Here is a 19,622-nt window from a genome sequence, read left to right as displayed (position 1 = left end):
TCAGATTAATTATTAAAGCTATAATTGATGATATTAGCACCCATTTTTAGTGCTTTTTCTCGAACGTCAAGTGGATCATTATTTACTTCAGGATCTTCCCATCCATCGCCTAAATCGCATTCGTATGTATATAGAAGCACTAATTTGTTTTTGATAAATATTCCAAAAGCTTGCGGACGTTTGCCATCATGCTCGTGTATTTTTGGTAGTCCGTTGGGGAATAGAAAAGGTTTTTGAAAAATATTGTGATTTGCAGGGATTTCAATCAATTCATTATCTGGAAATATTTTCTTTATTTCTTTTCTGATGTATTGATTCATGCCGTAATTATCATCAATATGCAGAAAACCACCAGCCAACAAATAATTCTTGAGATTGATCACATCAGTATCGCTAAAAACAACATTCCCGTGGCCTGTCATATGAACAAATGGGTAGGAGAGTAAATCAGGGCTTCCTGGCTCGACAGTTCCCGGTCTGAGCTTTATTTTGGTATTTATACTTGCATTACAGTACTTGATTAAATTAGGTAACGAAGTAGGATTGGCATACCAATCACCACCACCGCTATACTTTAATAATGCGATTTCCTGCGAAAATGAAGCGGTAGAAACTAATAGCAATAAATAATATATTTTTTTCATAACTATAAATTCAGCATTATTAATTCTTACTCTTCATTAATGAAAACTACGCTATGACATGCTACAATGGCTGCGGTTTCTGTTCGCAATCTCGTAGCGCCTAAAGATACCGGAACATATTTGCTGTCAAGTGCTAATTCGATTTCTTTTTCTGTAAAATCTCCCTCGGGTCCAATTAATACGGTAACATTTCTATTTGCCTCTAATGCGGATTTCAAACTTTTTTTATTTGTTTCCTCGCAATGAGCAATAAAATTTAACCCTTCCCGCTCTTGTTTAACAAACTCTTTTAAAGATACTGCATCATTCAATTTTGGTAGAAATAATATATTAGATTGCTTCATGGCAGTCAATATAATTTTATCAAATCTTTCATTATTAATCACTTTTCGTTCGGAACGATCGCAAATAATCGGAGTGATTTCATGGATGCCAATTTCAGTGGCTTTCTCTAAAAACCATTCAAAACGATCATTCATTTTAGTCGGAGCAACCGCTAAATGCAAATGAAATTTTGAAGGTGCCGACTTTTCGAAAGAAATGATTTTTACAGTACATTTATTGTCAGAAGCTAAAGTGATCTCCGTTTTAAATAAATAGCCTAAACCATTAGTAACATATAAAATATCACTATCCTTTTTACGTAATACTTTAATAATATGTTTGCTTTCTTCTTTGTCAAAAGAAAAGGTTTCAGTAGTGTCGTTAATAGTTGGATTGTAAAATAATTGCATAATTTAGAATTGTATTCTTGCTTTAGAAACAACAGCTGAAGTTTCAAAATTTCCGGTTAAAAATTTTTGGTAACCTACAATTCCAATCATTGCAGCATTATCCGTGGTGTACTCAAATTTAGGAACAAATGTTTTCCATCCATATTTATTTTCGGCTTGCGCCATAGCGTTTCTTATTCCTGAATTGGCCGAAACTCCTCCACCAATTGCTATTTGTTTTATTCCAGTTTCCTTTACCGCCATTTTTAATTTATCCATCAGAATTTCAATAATGGTGTATTGAATAGAGGCACAAATGTCAGTCAGGTTTTCAGCAATGAAATTTGGATTCTCTATTTTTTTCTTTTGAATAAAATAGAGAATAGCGGTTTTTAAACCAGAAAAACTAAAATCCAAGCCTGGAACTTTTGGTTTTGTAAAAGCAAATGCCTTTGGATTTCCTAGTTGAGCGTATTTATCTATCAGAGGTCCGCCAGGATAAGGAAGTCCAAGTATTTTTGCGCTTTTGTCAAAAGCTTCTCCAACGGCATCATCAGTAGTTTCTCCTATAATTGTAAGATCAAAGAAATCATTCACTTTAACAATCTGAGTATGTCCGCCACTTATTGTCAAAGCCAAAAAGGGAAAGGTAGGCTTTTCAAATCCTTCTTCATGAATAAAATGCGCTAAAATATGGGCATGCATATGATTCACTGCAATTAAAGGAATTTTTAAAGCTAAAGCTAATGATTTGGCAAATGAACTTCCTACTAAAAGGGAACCCATCAATCCGGGACCTTGCGTAAAAGCAATTGCCGACAACTGTTCTTTTTGTATATTTGCTTTTTTAAGAGCGGCATCAATAACGGGAACTATATTTTGCTGGTGTGCACGAGAGGCAAGTTCAGGAACTACACCGCCATATTGATTGTGAATCAGTTGATTAGCTACTATATTTGACAATACTTTGTCCTTTTGTAAAACAGCTGCTGCAGTGTCATCGCAAGAACTTTCGATAGCAAGAATAAAAACCTCGGGATTTTGCATAAAAAGGCACAAATTTTGAATTATATTTGACAATCCTATGTAAAAAATGTTTTTTTACATAAAAGGGCAAAATTAAAGAATTTTTATTAAAGCGGCCGTTGTTTCCAAAAGCAAAATAAAATTTTTATAAAAAATTAAACAAATAAATAAGTATCAAAAAGTTTAAAAAAATAGTATTTCGTTCTCTACTTGGACTTATCTTACTTTTATTGGTGCTTGGTATAGCACTTTCCACGCCTTATGTTCAAACAAAAATTGCTCAATATTTTGTTCGTAGCATAAATAAAGATTTTGGGACCAATATTGCTATAGATGGAGTTGCGGTATCTGTTTTTGGAGGAGTGAAATTCAAAAAAGTACTTATAAGCGACCATCATAAAGATACGCTTATTTTTGCCGATAGAATAAAAACTACAATTTTAGAAGGGAAAAGATTGTTAGATGGCGATTTAATTTTCGATGATTTGGATTTGCATGGTTTACTTTTTAATTTAAGAACGTATAAAAATGAGAAAGAATCCAACCTGGACAAATTTATTATAGCCTTTGAAACTGGCAAACCATCAGCTAAGAAGTTTTTGCTGAAAGCAAATAAGCTGCAAATTTATGACGGACATTTTATTTTGACTGATGATAATAGGGAGAATCCAAAAGATCTTGATTTTACTAAGCTTAACGCCGCAGTAAGTGACTTTCAAATATACGGCCCGGATGTGACAACCAATATAAACAAGATGTCATTTTTAGATTTTCGGGGTTTGTATGTAAAAAACTTAAGCTCAAAATTCAGCTATTCGAAAAAAAATATAAAACTTGAAAAGCTTGATTTATTAACAAAGGAATCAACAGTAAACGGGACCGTCATATTAAATTATAAAATAGAAGATTTCTCCAATTTTACGGATAAAGTCCAGTTTGATATTAAATTGAATTCTGCTTCCATATCTTCGAATGATATTCGCTATTTTTATAAGGAATTAGGTAAAAACCAACATTTTTACACTAAGACAAGTATTAAAGGAACTCTTAATGATTTAAAATTTAGCAACTTGGAATTGGTTGATGACCGGAAGACACAAATGAACGGTGATATCAATTTTAAAAATCTATTTGCCAAAAAAGGTCAAAAATTCTCCATGTATGCTAAATTTGATAAGTTAACTTCCAGCTATGAGGATTTGGTAGTCATACTGCCTAATATCTTAGGAAATAAATTACCAACTTCTTTAAAAAAACTGGGTAGATTTTCAGCCTCCGGAACCTCGAGTGTTTCCACTACTGCTGTTGAAGCTGATTTTTCTATGATAACGGCATTAGGAAAAGTGACTTCTATTTTGGAAATACAAAATATTGATGTAATTGACAAGGCTTCTTATATAGGAAATGTAATTTTAGAAAATTTTGATATTGGAACTTTATTCGAACAAAAAGATCTTGGAAGGGTGACTTTAAATATTGATGTTGACGGAAAAGGATTTAAACAAAAATATTTAGATACCGCTATTAAAGGTGATGTTACAAAAATAGATTATAAAAATTATACCTACACAAATGTTGTTGTAAATGGTACTTTCAAATTGCCGAATTACAAAGGTCAGATTTCTATAAATGATCCAAATTTGAGTATGACTTTTGATGGTTTATTGGATTTAAGTAAAAAAGACAGCCGATATGATTTTCATATTAATGTTGAAAATGCAGACTTATCTAAATTAAAGTTAATAAAAGATTCGGTATCTGTTTTCAAAGGGGATGTTGTAGTTCAGGCAACAGGAAATACTATAGAAAATTTTCAGGGAAATGTTTACATCAATAAAACCTCTTATCAAAATGCAAAGGGAACCTATAATTTTGATGACTTTACCATAATTTCCAGCTTTGACCAAAGTAGAATCAGAACAATAAACGTGAATTCTCCCGATATTGTTCAGGGTGAAATAGTAGGTAGGTATGAATTTAGTCAGCTTAAAAACTTAGTGACAAATTCTTTGGGGAGTCTTTATACAAATTACAAACCAAATAAGGTAAAAAAAGGACAGTTTCTGAAATTTGATTTTACTATTTATAATAAAATCATCGAAATATTTTATCCGGAAATTTCAATCGGATCTAATACGATTGTGAAAGGAAGTATTAACTCGGATAATCAAGAATTTAAACTCAATTTTAATTCGCCTAAAATTAGTGCATCAGATAATACATTTGATAATATCAGAATTTCAGTCGATAATAAAAATCCACTTTATAATGCTTATATAGAGTTGGATAGCATAAAAACTAAATATTATAAAATTCGGGATTTTAGTCTGATAAATGTAACTATGAAAGATACATTATTCTTCCGTTCGGAATTTAAAGGAGGGACGAGTGGGGAAGATTATTATAATTTAAATTTATATCACACTATAAATAAAGACAATAAAAACGTTGTTGGAATTAGTAAATCCGAAGTTAAGTTTAAGGACTATCTATGGTTTTTGAATGCAAAAGAGACTGCTGATAATCAAATTGTTTTTGATAAAGAATTTAAAGATTTCAATATTGATAATATCGTATTGTCTCACGAAGATCAGGAAATTTCACTCATGGGGGACCTAAAAGGGCCTGCCTTTAAAGATTTAAAGCTGAGTTTTAAAGATGTTGATCTAAACAAAATTACACCTGATAATGACAAATTTGTTTTTAAAGGAAATATAAATGGGGAAGTAAATTATAAGCAGGATAAAAATGTTTATCAGCCAACTTCTTCCATTGTAATTGATCAATTGAATGTGAATAATACGGATTTAGGTATTTTGAGTTTTAATATTGAGGGAGATGAAAGCTTCCGGAAATTTACAATAAATTCGAATATTGAAAATGAAAATGTAGAATCTTTCAATGCCAACGGTACTTTTGAAATCGTAAATAAGGAAACAATTTTAGATTTAAAACTGAAATTTGAGAAATTCAATTTGGGGACATTAAGCTCACTGGGAGGGGAGGTTTTATCAAATATTAGAGGATCAGTATCCGGTAATTCAGTTATTCAGGGAAATCTTAAAAAGCCAGAAATCAATGGGCGTCTTTTTGTAGACAATGCAGGATTGACTGTTCCATATTTGGGTACGGACTACGAATTAAAAGATAAAACAATCATTGATTTGGCCGATGAAAAGTTTTTGTTTAGAAATAACACCCTAACAGATACCAAATACGGAACCAAAGGAACTTTGAATGGAAGTGTGGAACATAATAATTTTTCGGACTGGAAGTTAGACTTAACCATTAATTCGAAAAGGCTTTTAGCCTTAGATACAAAAGACAGCGATGATGCCGCTTATTATGGTACTGCTTTTATAGATGGGACGGCAACAATAAAAGGGCCTAAGAACTCTTTATTTATTAAAGTTGATGCGAAATCAGAAAAAGGAACTGCAATAAAAATTCCGATTAATAATGCTGAAAGTGTAAGTGACAATAAATTTATTCATTTTGTGACCGCTAAAGAAAAGTACAATATCGAAAAAGGGATTTTTGAGAGTACCAGAAATTATAGCGGACTTGAATTAGAGTTTGATTTTGATATCACACCAGCTGCTGAAGTGGAAGTTATTTTGGATAGAAATACCGGACATGGGATGAAAGGAAAAGGTTTTGGATCGCTATTGTTTAAGATAAACACATTGGGTAAGTTCAATATGTGGGGCGATTTCCAGGCCTATGAGGGAACGTATAACTTTAAATACGGTGGATTTATTGATAAAAAGTTTGCTGTCAAAAAAGGGGGGTCAATTTCTTGGGAAGGCAATCCTATGAAAGCACAACTGAATCTGGAGGCCGTATATAAAACAATAGCAAATCCAGCAGTGTTGTTAGAAAATTCTTCCTTTAATACTAAAGTTCCTGTTGAAGTAATTATAGGTCTTCGTGGTGATTTAACAAGTCCTGAACCTGATTTTAATATAGAGTTCCCAACAGTAAGCAATGTTTTGAAATCAGAAATTCAATACAAGTTAAATGATAAGGATGTTAGGCAAACTCAAGCATTGTATCTGTTATCTTCCGGTGGTTTTTTAAGTCCGGAAGGGGTAAATCAATCTGATTTTTCCGCAAGTTTATTTGAAACAGCGACAAGCTTATTAGGAGGCATAATTCAAACGGAAAATGAAAAATTCAAAGTGGGAATCAATTTTGTTTCTGCAGATAAAAGAATAGGTAGAGAAACAGATGGAAGATTTGTGGCAACTATTTCGTCAAAAATTAATGAAAGGATTACGATTAATGGTAAAGTTGGGGTTCCTTTTGGCGGAATAAATGAATCTGCAATTGTAGGGGATTTAGAGGTGCTTTACAGGGTTAACGAAGATGGAACAATGAATCTGCGTCTTTTTAATAAAGAAAATGATATTAATTACATAGGGCAGGGAATTGGATATACACAAGGTTTAGGGGTTTCTTATGAAGTAGATTTTGATACTTTTAAAGAATTAGTGAATAAAATATTTAAGAAACATCAACTTGAAATCCAGTCGGAATCAGCAGCTGAAGATCAGGATTCCAACTTGTCTCCGGACTATATTAATTTTATGAAGTCTAAAAAACCTGCTACAAAAAAACAGAAAGCAAATCAGGATGCTGTACTTCCTGAAGAGGAGTAATGTTTTTGGTCTGTTTGTTCTACACCTGAATTTCGATAGAAGATTTATAAGTGTTCCTTTATAAATACTGATATAGGTATTTCGTTATTTCTTGAATCAGTTGCGATAACACTGTACCTAAATCGGGGACTACCGGGTAGTTATAGTTATTTTAAGCTTTTTGAATTGCGAGTTTAAAAATCTAAATAATTGTTAATTATCAAATAATAATTGATTTTTTTTTAATTTTGTTAAATAAAATAGGTTTTATTTTGGTTTTTTAAAAACTTATTAACGAAAACGTTTGAATTTGGAGCGCTTTACTAATTTATAAAAAATGCAGCTTTAAAAGTGCTGAATGTTTGCTAATTTTACACTTTAATACTTAAATAATGCCAAAAACAATAAAAAAGGTTGGTGTTCTAACCTCTGGTGGAGATTCGCCAGGAATGAATGCAGCAATACGCTCAGTTGTTCGAACATGTGCTTATCATAATATAGAATGCATAGGTATATATAGAGGATATCAAGGAATGATTGAAGGTGACTTCAAAGAAATGGGACCTCGCAGTGTAAATAACATTGTAAATAAAGGTGGGACGATTTTAAAATCGGCTCGTTCTACAGAATTCAGAACTCCTGAAGGCAGAAAGAAAGCACATGAAAATCTTGTAAAAGCTGGAATTGATGCCTTAGTTGTAATCGGAGGTGACGGAACCTTTACCGGAGGATTATTATTTAATACTGAATTTGGTTTTCCAGTTATGGGAATTCCAGGTACTATTGATAATGATATTTTTGGTACCAGCCATACTTTAGGATATGATACGGCTTTAAATACTGTGGTTGATGTAATTGATAAAATTAGAGATACTGCAAGTTCTCATAACCGTTTATTCTTTGTAGAGGTAATGGGGAGAGATGCTGGACATATTGCATTGAATGCAGGGATTGGTGCAGGAGCTGAAGAGATTTTAATTCCAGAAGAAGATTTAGGATTGGAAAGGTTATTAGAATCATTACAAAAAAGTAAAGCTTCGGGAAAATCATCCAGTATCGTTGTTATCGCAGAAGGGGATAAAATTGGTAAAAACGTATTCGAATTGAAAGATTATGTTGAAGCTAATTTGCCTGAATATGATGTGAGAGTATCTGTTCTGGGTCATATGCAAAGAGGTGGTTCTCCATCTTGTTTCGACAGAGTTTTAGCGAGTAGATTAGGAGTTAAAGCGGTTGAATCATTATTGGAAGGCAAATCAAATTATATGGTTGGTCTACAAAGTGATAAAGTGGCCTTAACACCTTTGGAACAAGCCATAAAAGGTAAAACAGAAATTGACAGAGAGTTATTAAGAGTTTCAGATATAATGTCAACATAGAAGTGGTTAAAGTTTATTGTGAGGAAATTAGACTTTATATAAGTTAAATAAATACAAACAAAAATTAAAGTAAAATGTCAAAAGTAAAATTAGGAATAAACGGATTTGGAAGAATTGGAAGAATTGTATTCAGAGAATCTTTCAACAGAGATAATGTAGAGGTTGTAGCTATCAACGATTTATTAGAAGTAGATCATTTAGCTTATTTATTAAAATATGATTCAGTTCACGGTCGTTTCAATGGGACTGTTGAAGTGAAAGAAGGAAAACTTTATGTAAACGGAAAAAATATTCGTATTACTGCAGAAAGAAATCCTGCTGACTTAAAATGGAATGAAGTAGATGTTGATGTTGTTGCTGAATGTACAGGTTTCTTTACAACTATTGAAACTGCAAAAGCACACATTGCTGGTGGAGCAAAAAAAGTAATTATTTCTGCACCATCTGCTGATGCTCCAATGTTCGTAATGGGAGTAAACCATGACAAAGCTTTGGCAAGTGATACAGTGGTTTCAAATGCATCTTGTACTACAAACTGTTTAGCTCCATTAGCAAAAGTTCTTAATGACAATTTTGGAATTGTTGAGGGGTTGATGACTACAGTTCATGCAACTACTTCTACTCAAATGACAAATGATGGACCATCAAGAAAAGATTACCGTGGTGGTAGATCAGCTCTTGTAAATATGATTCCTTCTAGTACTGGTGCTGCAAAAGCAGTTGGTATGGTTATTCCAGAATTAAACGGAAAACTAACAGGTATGTCAATGCGTGTTCCTACAGTTGATGTTTCTGTTGTAGATTTAACAGTGAAATTAGCTAAAGAAACTTCTTATGCAGAAATCATGTCTGTTATGAAAACAGCTTCTGAAACTACTATGAAAGGTATTTTAGGATATACTGAAGATGCAGTTGTATCTCAGGATTTCGTTTCTGATTCAAGAACGTCTATAGTTGATGCTAATGCAGGAATTGGTTTGAATTCAACTTTTTTCAAAATTGTATCTTGGTATGATAATGAATATGGATATTCTAGCAAATTAATTGATTTATCTGTACACATTGCAGGTTTAAAATAATTCTTTATATTTACAAATCCCGTTATATTATATTTAACGGGATTTTATTTTTTGTTTACTTTTTTAAAATGGAAATTTTTTTACAGCATACTTTTTAAAGAAGAAAAAAACGAAACAGAAAAAAACCAAAAAAACCAAAAAAAATGAGATTATTAGTTGATAGTGGTTCTACCAAAGCCGATTGGATTGCGATAGATGACGATGGAAAAGTATTGTTTACAACACAAACTTTAGGGTTGAATCCGGAAATTTTAGATGGAGATGAAATTGTTGAACGTTTAAATGACCGTTTTGACATTTTACAAAATAAAAAGGAAGCGACTCATTTGTTTTTTTATGGAGCAGGTTGTGGAACAGACAGAATGAAAATATCACTTTCTCAAATTTTTCAAAACTATTTTACCAATGCAATTATTGTTGTAGAAGAGGATACTTATGCTGCGGTTTATGCCACCACACCTAAAGGTGAAAAAGCAATTGTCAGTATTTTAGGTACAGGTTCTAACTGTAGCTATTTTGATGGAAAAGAATTGCACCAAAGAGTACAATCATTAGGTTATATAGTAATGGATGATTGTAGCGGTAATGTTTTTGGTAAAGAATTAATCCGAAAATATTATTTCAACAAAATGCCAAAGGAACTGGCAGCTGAATTTGAAAAAGAGTATGATTTAGATCCAGACGCTATTAAAAGTAAACTATACAAAGAAGCGAACCCTAATGCTTATTTAGCAACATTTGCTAAATTCTTAATTCAACATAAAGAGACTGAGTTTTGCAGGAAAATTATATTCAAAGGAATGAAATCTTTTGTCAAAAATTATATTAAACAATATGAGAATTGCAAAGAAGTACCTGTTCACTTTGTAGGTTCTATTGCATTTTATTTGAAAGATGAGTTGCAAGAGACTTTCGATAAATATGAATTAAGATTAGGTAACGTACTAAGAAGACCAATTGATGGACTTATTGCGTATCATATTGCTAATAAATAAATTTTATGGAGATTGCAATTATTGCGCATGATGGTAAAAAAGCAGACTTAGTTCAGTTTTTAGAAAAAAACAAAGTGATTTTACAAGAAGAAAAAATTAAATTGATTGCAACCGGAACAACTGGTGGCAAAGCTGAAAATTCTGGTTTTAAAGTAACAAAAATGCTTTCAGGCCCGTTGGGAGGCGATGCTCAAATTGCAGCCAGAGTTGCAGAAGGTAAGACTAAAATGGTTTTCTTTTTTAAAGATCCATTGTCAAGTCACCCTCATGAAGCGGATATCAATATGTTAATTCGTGTTTGTGATGTACATAATGTGCCATTGGCTACAAATGAGGCAACGGCACAATTACTGCTAAATGCTATAGCATTGCAATCATAGAAATTTCTATATTTACATTTCTTGGCAAACAAGCCACTTGAACCGTTTCACGAGCTGGAGCGGTTTTTTCGTTAAAATAAGAACCATAAGTAGTATTTATTTTGGCAAAATCATTCATATTCATTATGAATATTGTAGTTTTTACTACGTTTTCAAATGTCATTCCAGCAGCCTCTAAAACTGCTTTCATATTTTGCATCACTTGTTCTGTCTCAGCTTCAATTGTAGCGGTAACTAGTTCTCCATTAGCTGGATTTAGTGCAATCTGACCTGATGTAAAAAGCATATTTCCTTTTAGAACAGCCTGATTGTATGGACCAAGTGGCGCAGGTGCGTTTTCGGTAAAAATTATTTTTTTCATAAAAATTGATGTATTAATTGTTGTTTTAGTCTCCTTAAATTATTTCTGTTAAATAGAATAATAGAATATAGTGGAATATTTAGTCTATTCAATTGATTAATCAAGTGTAATTACCTATTGGTACTACTTCGTTTGTCGAACTTAATATCACTTAAGACACCCGATTTAATCCCAATGAAGAATCCCCAATTTGCATTTGTTCCAAATGGCGTCCAATTGAAATCCATTCTCCAGCTCAACAAATCTCTTTCGAAACGAAGTTGGGTGAATGTAACTCCTTTTTGTACAAAATCATAACCCGTTGATACGCCTGCTTTCCATTTAGGAGTTATATCTGCATTGGCAGAAATCATTATGGAATTCCCTATGATTTTTTTTTCTCGATTGTTGTTTCCATAGGTTAGGGAATAGGCAAAAGTCATATCCCAAGGCAGTTTTGCACTAAAAAATTCTGAAATTACATCATCGCCTTCTTCTTCACTTTCATCGAATTGGCTTCTTCTATTATCACTTAAGTCAGTATTTGTTCCAAATAGATCATCTTCCCGACCACCATTTCTTTCACTTTGAACGTTTTTGTCTTTCTTAACTTTGTCTTTTTCTTTGCTCGATATAGCATAATTTAAGGTCATATTTGCACTAGTCATTCTAAAAAGACTTCCACCATTATCAATATTAAAAACATTAATTCTCGTGCCTGCATTATCAATTGCATAAGGGTCTAAGGTCGCACCAAAATTTACATTCATTTTGTTGGCAAAAAGTTGCGTTCCTCCGCTAACTCTAACGGGAGAAAAAGCAAGGGAAGTTACCCCGTCAGCGTTAAGATTATAACTAGTCGAAAGATTTAAATTGTTTAGCAACATTATTTTTTTTGGCTCAACCTTCGTACTGTCTTTATCTGTTACTTTAGCCTCAAAAGTATTGCTCAAATCAAAACCTAAATTATTTGAGTTTGATATCCCTGGAGCTCCAAAAATCCCACCTTCAAATCGAGAATATTGTTTTATCATAGTCCCGGTTGCATCTGAGGCGTAGGTGTCGTAATATTTCTCAAAACTGGGAGTATAGCCATATGAAACCGATGGTCGCATGACGTGTCGAATAGATTTTATTTTTTTATCCGCTCCAAAATTAAAAGTACCATATATGGTAGTTCCTAAACTTGATGAAAACGAGTACGTTCTAAAAGCATCAAATCCATTTACTACATTATCGACTACTTTACTTTGCTCGTCGTTATAGCTTCTAGTAATAGTTTTGGTGTACCAAACTTCTTTGTAATTAAAGGAGGAGGAAGCACTGAAGTATTTAAATAATTTAAAATTGGTGCTTAATGGGATAGTGTGTTCAATACCTGTTTTTGCATTTCTAAACATTTCAGGTTTAAAAAATAAAGAATCGTTAGTTGTAATGCTGTTTTTACCGCTTAAATTATATTGTAGATTGATATTTTTAAAGAAGCCTTTTTTAGCGCCATCTTTTCCAACAAAAGGATACAACCGATCCACACTTACTTGAAGTGTTGGTAAAGTCATATTGATTTCTTCCGTTTGTGTGTTTTGAGAATGTGTTGCGGTTAGTGACATTCTAACCTGTGGCACCGAATTGAATGTTTTGCTATAAGAGACAGATGAGCTTAATGTATTATTAAGATTCGAACCTATATTGGCTTGATTTATAGATTGTTTGAAATATTTACTACTCCCAAGGTTTACAGAAGCTGAAAAACTGGAGTTTGGGTTCGATTTTGAATCTTTTGAATGAGACCATTGTATGTTGTAAATTTTTTGTTTTGAATAATCAGGATAACCTCTTTCACTGTTAATTAAATTTTCAAATCGTACATTCAAATTACCTCGATATTTATAGCGCTCCGCATAACTCGACTCAAAACGCATTCCGTAACTACCGTTGGTATAATAATCGCCTAAAACAGTTAAATCATAATTATCGCTAAGGGCAAAATAATAACCTCCATTTTGTAAAGAAAAGCCTCTGGTGTTAGAATCATTATAACTAGGTAAAATCAATCCAGAAACGCTGGTTTCCTTACTCATTGGAAAAAAAGCAAAAGGTAAAGCCACTGGAGTCGGTACATTAGCAATAACCATATGGGTTAAGCCGGTTACTACTTTTTTACCAGGAATAAATTTAACTTTATTGGTTTGAAAATAATATTCTGGATTATCCACATCTTTTGATGTGGTGAATCGCGCTTTTTTTAGAAAATAAACCGAATCGTTTTCTTTTTTGGTAATAGCTGCTTTTATTTTAAATTCTCCTTGATCTGATCGTGAATTCCAAATCAAGGCTTTTTTAGTTTTAAAATTAAAACGAATGGAATCTGGTTCTACGACATTGGATCCTTGTTTGAAGTTAGGATATTGTGTGTATGCTCCGGTGGAGTCTTTTATTCGACCAGCATAGACTTCGTTTTTTTCATAGTCCATGACGATAATCCCTGATTTTAATTCAACATCTTGATAATACAGTTCCGCTTTATTATATAGGGTGATAAGTTTTTTCTTCTGATCAATTTTGGCATAGTCTTCAGCGGTGTATTTTACTTTACCATCAAGAAATGCTTTTTTGAGTTTGACAGTGTCTTTTTTTACTGAATCTGTCTCTTTTTTTATATCTGTAATTGAATTTTTAGGATTCCCGGCGACGGTTTTGGTGCTATCTGTTTGTTTTTTAGTAGGTATAACTGTTGTTTTTTTTGTTATATCTTGTGAATATAATTTAGCAGATCCTATTGTTAGGAAAATTGATAATAAAACGATATTAAATAAGTTTGTATGCAAAGGTTTAAATGCTATTTTTGTAAAATTATGGCCTGTTTTTTGAGATGTCAAACTTACATATAATTTTTTGTCAAAAATAATCAAATAAAGAATTTATAACCTTAGTGTTTTAATTAAAATTAACTATTAGATTTATGCATATCACCTATAAAATTAAAATAATATTTTTTCTCCTGCTCGCGACAGTTTCTTTTACAAGTTATAGCCAATCCAATATATTTAGAGTAACCTTAGATGCGGGTCATGGTGCGCATGATTTTGGTGCTGTATATGAAGGTCGTGTTGAAAAGAATATTGCTCTGGCTGTAGTTTTAAAAGTCGGAAAGATATTAGAGGCAACTCCTAAAATTAGTGTTACCTATACCAGAAAAACGGACGTTTTTATTGATTTAATTGAAAGGGCGAATATCGCCAATAGATCAGACGCAAATATTTTTGTTTCGATTCACTGTAATGCAAACAGAAATACAGCGGCTGATGGTACCGAAACGTATGTTATGGGTATGAATAAAGTAGCCTCTAACCTTGAAGCTGCCAAAAAAGAGAACTCTGTAATTACCTTGGAGAAGGATTATAAACAAAAATACGAAGGGTTTGATCCGAACTCTCCGGAAACAATGATAGGAATGACTTTGATGCAGGAGGAGTATTTAGACAACAGTATTTCTCTGGCAAGCAAAATAGAAGAAGAGTTTGGGGATTTAGGGAAAAAAATTAGAGGCGGAGGCGTTAAACAAGCTCCTTTTATGGTACTGCACAAAGCGTACATGCCAAGGGTATTGATAGAAATGGGTTTTATTTCTAATTCCATTGAGGGCAATACTTTAAATTCTGAGGAAGGTCAAAATGAAATTGCTAAAGCCATTGCAAAAGCTATTGTAAGTTATAAGACTGATTATTATGGAAATGGAGAAACTGAGATTTTTGATGAGAAACCATCTCAGAAAATTATTGAGAAGCCGATAAAAGACACTTCAACCGCAATAAAGCCTAAAGCAAATTTAAATTCTTCGGAAAAAACAGTGAAAAGTGCAGGCAATTCTTCTGCTTTATTCAAAGTGCAACTTTCTGCCAGTGTTAGAAAAGTGGAATTAGCGCCTAAAAATTTTAAAGGACTGAAAAATATTTCTGTCGCTTATGATAACAGAGTTTACAAATATATGTATGGTGAAACTCCGGATTATGATGAGGCAAAAAAGCAATTACAGGAAGCAAAAGAAAAAGGATATGATTCGGCTTTTTTAATTGCATTTAAAAATGGAGAAAAAATTAGTATTCAAGAAGCGCTTAAATAATAATAACAAGTTAAATATTTTATATTAATTTTGCACAAACATTTATATTTTGAAAATAACAAGAGAAATTAAAACTGCCATACTAGTCATTGCATCTATTTTATTATTCATTTGGGGCTACAGTTTTTTAAAAGGAAGGGATCTTTTTACTAATTATAAAACATTTTATGTAGAATATGAAAGTGTAGAAGGATTAGCAGCCTCAGCACCAGTTACCCTGAACGGTTTGGTTATCGGTAAAGTAAACAGTATTACAATAAATGAAAATACAGGAATATTATTGGTTGAATTGCAATTAAAAACGGATTTCCCTATATCGAAATCCAGTACCGCTTCTATCTATGAGCCTGGATTTATTGGCGGAAAACAAATTGCAATCAATCCGAATTTTAATGATAAAGCCCTAGCTGTTGATGGTCAAAAATTACTGGGAACCACAAAATTAGGACTTACGGATAAAGTTGGAGATAAATTAGCTCCTCTGCAGGAAAAATTAGAAAGGGTTATGGCTAATACTGATAAACTTTTATCAGGGATTAACAATGTTTTGGATAAAAACGGTCAGGAAAATTTGAAGGTTAGTTTAGCAGAGCTAAGCAAGACTATAGCGCAATTTCACAAAACTACCATAAGTGTCAATGCATTGTTAGATGATAATAAAGCTCAAATAAAAGTAGCTGTAACGAACTTTAATAAAATAACGGGTGATTTTTCTAAAATATCGGATTCACTAAGCAAAGCAGATCTTGGAAAAACGGTTAAAAATCTAAATAAAACCCTGGCAAGAGTGGATGGTATTATGAGTGGTTTGGAATCAGGAAAAGGTTCAATGGGTAAGTTGTTAAACGATGAAGCTTTCTACCAAAATATTAAAGCAACAACAAAAGAATTAGAATTGTTATTGCAGGACATAAGATTATCTCCGACAAGGTATGTTAACGTTTCTTTATTTGGAAAGAAAAATAAGCCGTATGTTACACCGATAAATGATTCTATACTAAAAGAAAAAAACTAGCAATATGAGCTATTTAGACAATATATTATTTGCCATATTATTAGCTATCGGTTTCGGGTATTTTTATAGTAATATAAAAAAAATCATCAGGAATATTAATCTTGGTGCAGCCGTAAATCGAAAAGACAACGCTGCAATACGTTGGAAAAACATGGCTATGATAGCTCTTGGTCAGTCTAAAATGGTAAAAAGACCTGTTGCAGGTGTACTTCATATTATTGTTTATGTAGGTTTTATAATCATCAATATTGAATTATTGGAGATAATCATAGATGGTCTTTTTGGTACGCATAGAATTTTTGCTTTTTTAGGGACTTTTTATAATGTATTAATTGCCTCATTTGAAATATTGGCACTTTTAGTTTTAATTGCGGTGTTTACTTTTTGGATAAGAAGAAATATTATCAAATTAAAACGATTTTCAAATTCTGATTTAAAAGGTTCTCCTGAAAAGGATGCTAATTATATTCTTTATTTTGAAGTAGTTTTGATGACGTTGTTTTTATTAATGAATGCTTCAGATTTGCACTTGCAAAATATACCTGGTGGTTTTTCTCATTTTATCAAAGCAGGTTCATTTCCTATAAGTCAGTTCATCGAACCATGGTTCAACGGAATGTCAAATGAGTTAGTAATGCTTCTTACAGAAATATTTTGGTGGTTGCATATTAGCGGAATTTTGATATTTATGAACTATCTCTATTTTTCAAAACACTTGCACATACTATTAGCATTTCCAAATACGTATTTTGCAAATTTAAACCCACAAGGTCAATTTGATAATCTGGAATCTGTTACTAAAGAGGTGAAAATGATGATGGATCCTACTGCAGATCCATTTGCTGCGGCACCAGTTAATGAAAATGAAGTGCCGGCTAAGTTTGGCGCTAGTGATGTTCAGGATTTAAATTGGGTACAATTATTGAGCGCTTATACGTGTACCGAATGCGGGCGTTGCACTTCGGCATGTCCTGCCAATATAACAGGGAAAAAATTGTCTCCTCGTAAAATCATGATGGATACAAGAGACAGACTGGAAGAAGTTGGAAGAAATATTGATGCTAATAAAGGTGTTTTCGTTCCGGATAATAAAGGATTGTTGAACGATTACATTACACCGGAAGAACTATGGGCCTGTACTTCCTGTAATGCTTGTGTAGAGGAATGTCCGGTAAGTATAAGTCCGCTGTCTATTATTATTGATATGAGACGCTATCTGGTAATGGAGCAAAGTGCCGCGCCAATGCCTATAAATGCTATGATGACCAATATAGAAAATAATGGTGCACCTTGGCAATACAATCAGCAAGATCGATTGAATTGGAAAAATGAATAAAGTAGTATATAAATTAAAATAAAAAGTTTCTATAAAGCGAGGTTAGGAGTTTTTTAATCATTTTTGACAAAAATAAATTAGAAAAAAACGTAAGATGAACACAGAAGATTTAGACAAAAAATTAGTTGAGGCAACAGAAAATGGACAACACATAAGTCCAATATTGCCAGATGGTGTAAAAAATTATTTGATTGATATTGACGGAACAATTTGTGATGATATTCCTAATGAAGAACCAGAAAGAATGGCAACTGCTGAAGTATATCCTGACGCATTAATTACATTGAATAAATGGTATGATGAAGGTCATATTATATTCTTTTTTACTTCAAGAACAGAAGCGCACAGAGAAGTTACTGAAGAATGGTTGAATAGATTTGGATTCAAATATCATGGAATGGTAATGGGGAAACCAAGAGGAGGAAACTACCATTGGATTGATAACCATTTAGTAAAAGCAACTCGTTACAGAGGGAAATTTACCGATTTGGTTGATAAAGAGGTTACCATTCAAGTTTTTGATGACGGTCAGCACGAATAGATAATAGATTTCAGATTTCAGAACTTGAAACTTTGAACTTAAGCTTTAAACAAAAATATATGTCGGAAAGTTTGATAGTGCCTACCATGGCCGAAATGTTAGCTCAAGGTAAACAACCAGAAGTTTTATTTTGGGTAGGTTGTGCAGGAAGTTTTGATGATAGAGCAAAAAAAATAACTAAGGCATTTGTACGAATTTTAAATCGTGCAAATGTCTCTTTTGCCGTGCTTGGTACTGAAGAAAGCTGTACCGGTGATCCTGCCAAAAGAGCGGGTAATGAATTTTTGTTTCAAATGCAGGCCATGATGAATATTGAGGTTTTAAATGCATATGAAGCTAAAAAAATTGTTACGGCTTGTCCTCATTGTTTTAATACACTAAAGAATGAGTATCCTGAATTAGGCGGTAAATACGAAGTCGTTCATCATACAACGTTTTTAAAATCGTTGTTGGATACTGGAAAATTGACCATTGAAGGGGGACAATTTAAAGGAAAGAGAATCACTTTTCATGATCCTTGTTATCTGGGAAGAGCCAATAATGTGTATGAAGCGCCAAGGGATTTGATTCTTAAGTTGGATGCCGAATTAGTGGAAATGAAGCGTTCTAAAGCAAATGGATTATGTTGTGGTGCCGGTGGTGCCCAAATGTTTAAGGATGCCGAGCCTGGAAACAAGGAAGTCAATATTGAAAGAACGGAAGATGCTTTAGAAACAAAGCCAGAAATAATAGCTGCTGGTTGCCCTTTTTGTAATACGATGATGACTGATGGTATTAAAAATAAAGAAAAGGAAGGCGAAGTAAAAGTTATGGACATCGCAGAATTGATTGCAAATGCTCAAGATTTGTAATATAGTATTGTTTCAATATTTATTACTTTCATTTTAAATTTATAGTTCACAATTTATACTTAAATATCATGTACGTTCCATTTGAAAATTTACCCGAAGAATCCAAAATCTGGATTTATCAGTCGAACAGAAAATTTTCGGATGCCGAATTTTCCGAAATCGAAACTGCCTTGCAATCTTTTCTTGAAGGTTGGGCTGCTCATGGTAACAGTTTAGAATCATCATACCAATTGAAATACAACAGGTTTATTATTATAGCTGTAAATCAAGATGTTCAGGCTGCCACGGGCTGCTCTATAGATTCGTCTGTAGAATTTATCCAAAGCTTGGAACAAAAATATGCTGTTGATTTATTGGATAAAATGAATGTGACTTTTAAATTAGGCGAACATATTGCGCACAAGCCTTTGATTGATTTTAAAAAGATGGTAAAAGACAAAGCAGTTACTGAAAATACTATAGTTTTCAATAATCTGGTTAATAATATAGAAGAATATAATGAATCGTGGGAAGTTCCAGCCATGGATAGCTGGCATAGTCGCTTTTTTTAATAAAAATAG

General features: G+C 32.7%; 16 protein-coding genes. 11 read left to right on the top strand and 5 right to left on the bottom strand.

The annotated features are described in order from the left end of the window. Positions 1-5 precede the first annotated feature (5 nt). From ACNQGN_RS15750 to tsaD, 3 genes are read right to left on the bottom strand one after another with little or no spacing between them, the layout of a single operon-like run. Positions 6-644 carry a DUF4159 domain-containing protein gene (locus ACNQGN_RS15750; RefSeq protein WP_417988784.1) on the bottom strand — a complete coding sequence of 213 codons (639 nt, stop codon included), beginning with the start codon at positions 642-644 and terminating at the stop codon, positions 6-8. 26 nt (positions 645-670) lie between these two features. Next, on the bottom strand, positions 671-1,378 hold the full coding sequence (locus ACNQGN_RS15745; RefSeq protein WP_417988783.1) for a 16S rRNA (uracil(1498)-N(3))-methyltransferase: 708 nt from the start codon (positions 1,376-1,378) through the stop codon (positions 671-673). A 3-nt stretch (positions 1,379-1,381) separates the two neighbouring features. Further along, on the bottom strand, positions 1,382-2,404 hold the full coding sequence (gene tsaD / locus ACNQGN_RS15740; RefSeq protein WP_417988782.1) for a tRNA (adenosine(37)-N6)-threonylcarbamoyltransferase complex transferase subunit TsaD: 1,023 nt from the start codon (positions 2,402-2,404) through the stop codon (positions 1,382-1,384). A 212-nt stretch (positions 2,405-2,616) separates the two neighbouring features. Here tsaD and ACNQGN_RS15735 point away from each other — a divergent pair, with 212 nt between their 5' ends. The 5 genes from ACNQGN_RS15735 to ACNQGN_RS15715 all read left to right on the top strand — a co-directional run bounded on the left by ACNQGN_RS15735 (position 2,617) and on the right by ACNQGN_RS15715 (position 10,856). Continuing rightward, positions 2,617-7,044, top strand: a complete 4,428-nt coding sequence (locus tag ACNQGN_RS15735) for a translocation/assembly module TamB domain-containing protein (protein ID WP_417988806.1) — start codon at positions 2,617-2,619, stop codon at positions 7,042-7,044. 371 nt (positions 7,045-7,415) lie between these two features. Continuing rightward, entirely contained in the window at positions 7,416-8,402 is a 987-nt protein-coding gene (pfkA, locus tag ACNQGN_RS15730) for a 6-phosphofructokinase (RefSeq protein WP_417988781.1), read from the top strand. Between the two features lie 74 nt (positions 8,403-8,476). Further along, positions 8,477-9,481, top strand: a complete 1,005-nt coding sequence (gap, locus tag ACNQGN_RS15725; protein WP_417988780.1) for a type I glyceraldehyde-3-phosphate dehydrogenase — start codon at positions 8,477-8,479, stop codon at positions 9,479-9,481. A gap of 143 nt (positions 9,482-9,624) precedes the next feature. Then, a complete protein-coding gene (locus tag ACNQGN_RS15720) occupies positions 9,625-10,476 on the top strand; it encodes an N-acetylglucosamine kinase (protein ID WP_417988779.1) in 852 nt (283 codons plus the stop codon). Positions 10,477-10,481: 5 nt separating this feature from the next. After that, positions 10,482-10,856 (top strand): methylglyoxal synthase, encoded by a 375-nt coding sequence (locus tag ACNQGN_RS15715; RefSeq protein WP_417988778.1) that lies wholly within the window; start codon positions 10,482-10,484, stop codon positions 10,854-10,856. On the opposite strand, the gene ACNQGN_RS15710 is transcribed toward ACNQGN_RS15715, so the two are convergent. Next, positions 10,837-11,217 carry a RidA family protein gene (locus tag ACNQGN_RS15710; RefSeq protein WP_417988777.1) on the bottom strand — a complete coding sequence of 127 codons (381 nt, stop codon included), beginning with the start codon at positions 11,215-11,217 and terminating at the stop codon, positions 10,837-10,839. The genes ACNQGN_RS15715 and ACNQGN_RS15710 overlap by 20 nt on opposite strands. Before the next feature lie 110 nt (positions 11,218-11,327). Continuing rightward, positions 11,328-14,075: a putative LPS assembly protein LptD gene (locus tag ACNQGN_RS15705; protein WP_417988776.1), complete on the bottom strand. Its 2,748-nt coding sequence runs from the start codon at positions 14,073-14,075 to the stop codon at positions 11,328-11,330. Positions 14,076-14,158: 83 nt separating this feature from the next. Here ACNQGN_RS15705 and ACNQGN_RS15700 point away from each other — a divergent pair, with 83 nt between their 5' ends. The 6 genes from ACNQGN_RS15700 (at position 14,159) to ACNQGN_RS15675 (ending at position 19,613) form a co-directional block, all read left to right on the top strand. Beyond that, positions 14,159-15,319 (top strand): N-acetylmuramoyl-L-alanine amidase family protein, encoded by a 1,161-nt coding sequence (locus tag ACNQGN_RS15700; protein WP_417988775.1) that lies wholly within the window; start codon positions 14,159-14,161, stop codon positions 15,317-15,319. 49 nt (positions 15,320-15,368) lie between these two features. Continuing rightward, positions 15,369-16,334: an MlaD family protein gene (locus tag ACNQGN_RS15695; protein ID WP_417988774.1), complete on the top strand. Its 966-nt coding sequence runs from the start codon at positions 15,369-15,371 to the stop codon at positions 16,332-16,334. 4 nt (positions 16,335-16,338) lie between these two features. Continuing rightward, on the top strand, positions 16,339-17,670 hold the full coding sequence (locus ACNQGN_RS15690) for a 4Fe-4S dicluster domain-containing protein (RefSeq protein WP_417988773.1): 1,332 nt from the start codon (positions 16,339-16,341) through the stop codon (positions 17,668-17,670). Positions 17,671-17,764: 94 nt separating this feature from the next. Continuing rightward, positions 17,765-18,211: an LNS2 domain-containing protein gene (locus ACNQGN_RS15685; RefSeq protein ID WP_417988772.1), complete on the top strand. Its 447-nt coding sequence runs from the start codon at positions 17,765-17,767 to the stop codon at positions 18,209-18,211. Between the two features lie 59 nt (positions 18,212-18,270). Next, positions 18,271-19,062 carry a (Fe-S)-binding protein gene (locus ACNQGN_RS15680; RefSeq protein ID WP_417988771.1) on the top strand — a complete coding sequence of 264 codons (792 nt, stop codon included), beginning with the start codon at positions 18,271-18,273 and terminating at the stop codon, positions 19,060-19,062. Between the two features lie 68 nt (positions 19,063-19,130). Further along, on the top strand, positions 19,131-19,613 hold the full coding sequence (locus ACNQGN_RS15675; protein ID WP_417988770.1) for an ABC transporter ATPase: 483 nt from the start codon (positions 19,131-19,133) through the stop codon (positions 19,611-19,613). Positions 19,614-19,622 lie beyond the last annotated feature (9 nt).

This window comes from Flavobacterium rhamnosi (assembly GCF_048286515.1).
GTDB lineage: Bacteria > Bacteroidota > Bacteroidia > Flavobacteriales > Flavobacteriaceae > Flavobacterium.
The sequence above is the reverse complement of the archived record's forward strand: the minus strand, read 5'-3'. Positions and strand labels throughout refer to the sequence as shown.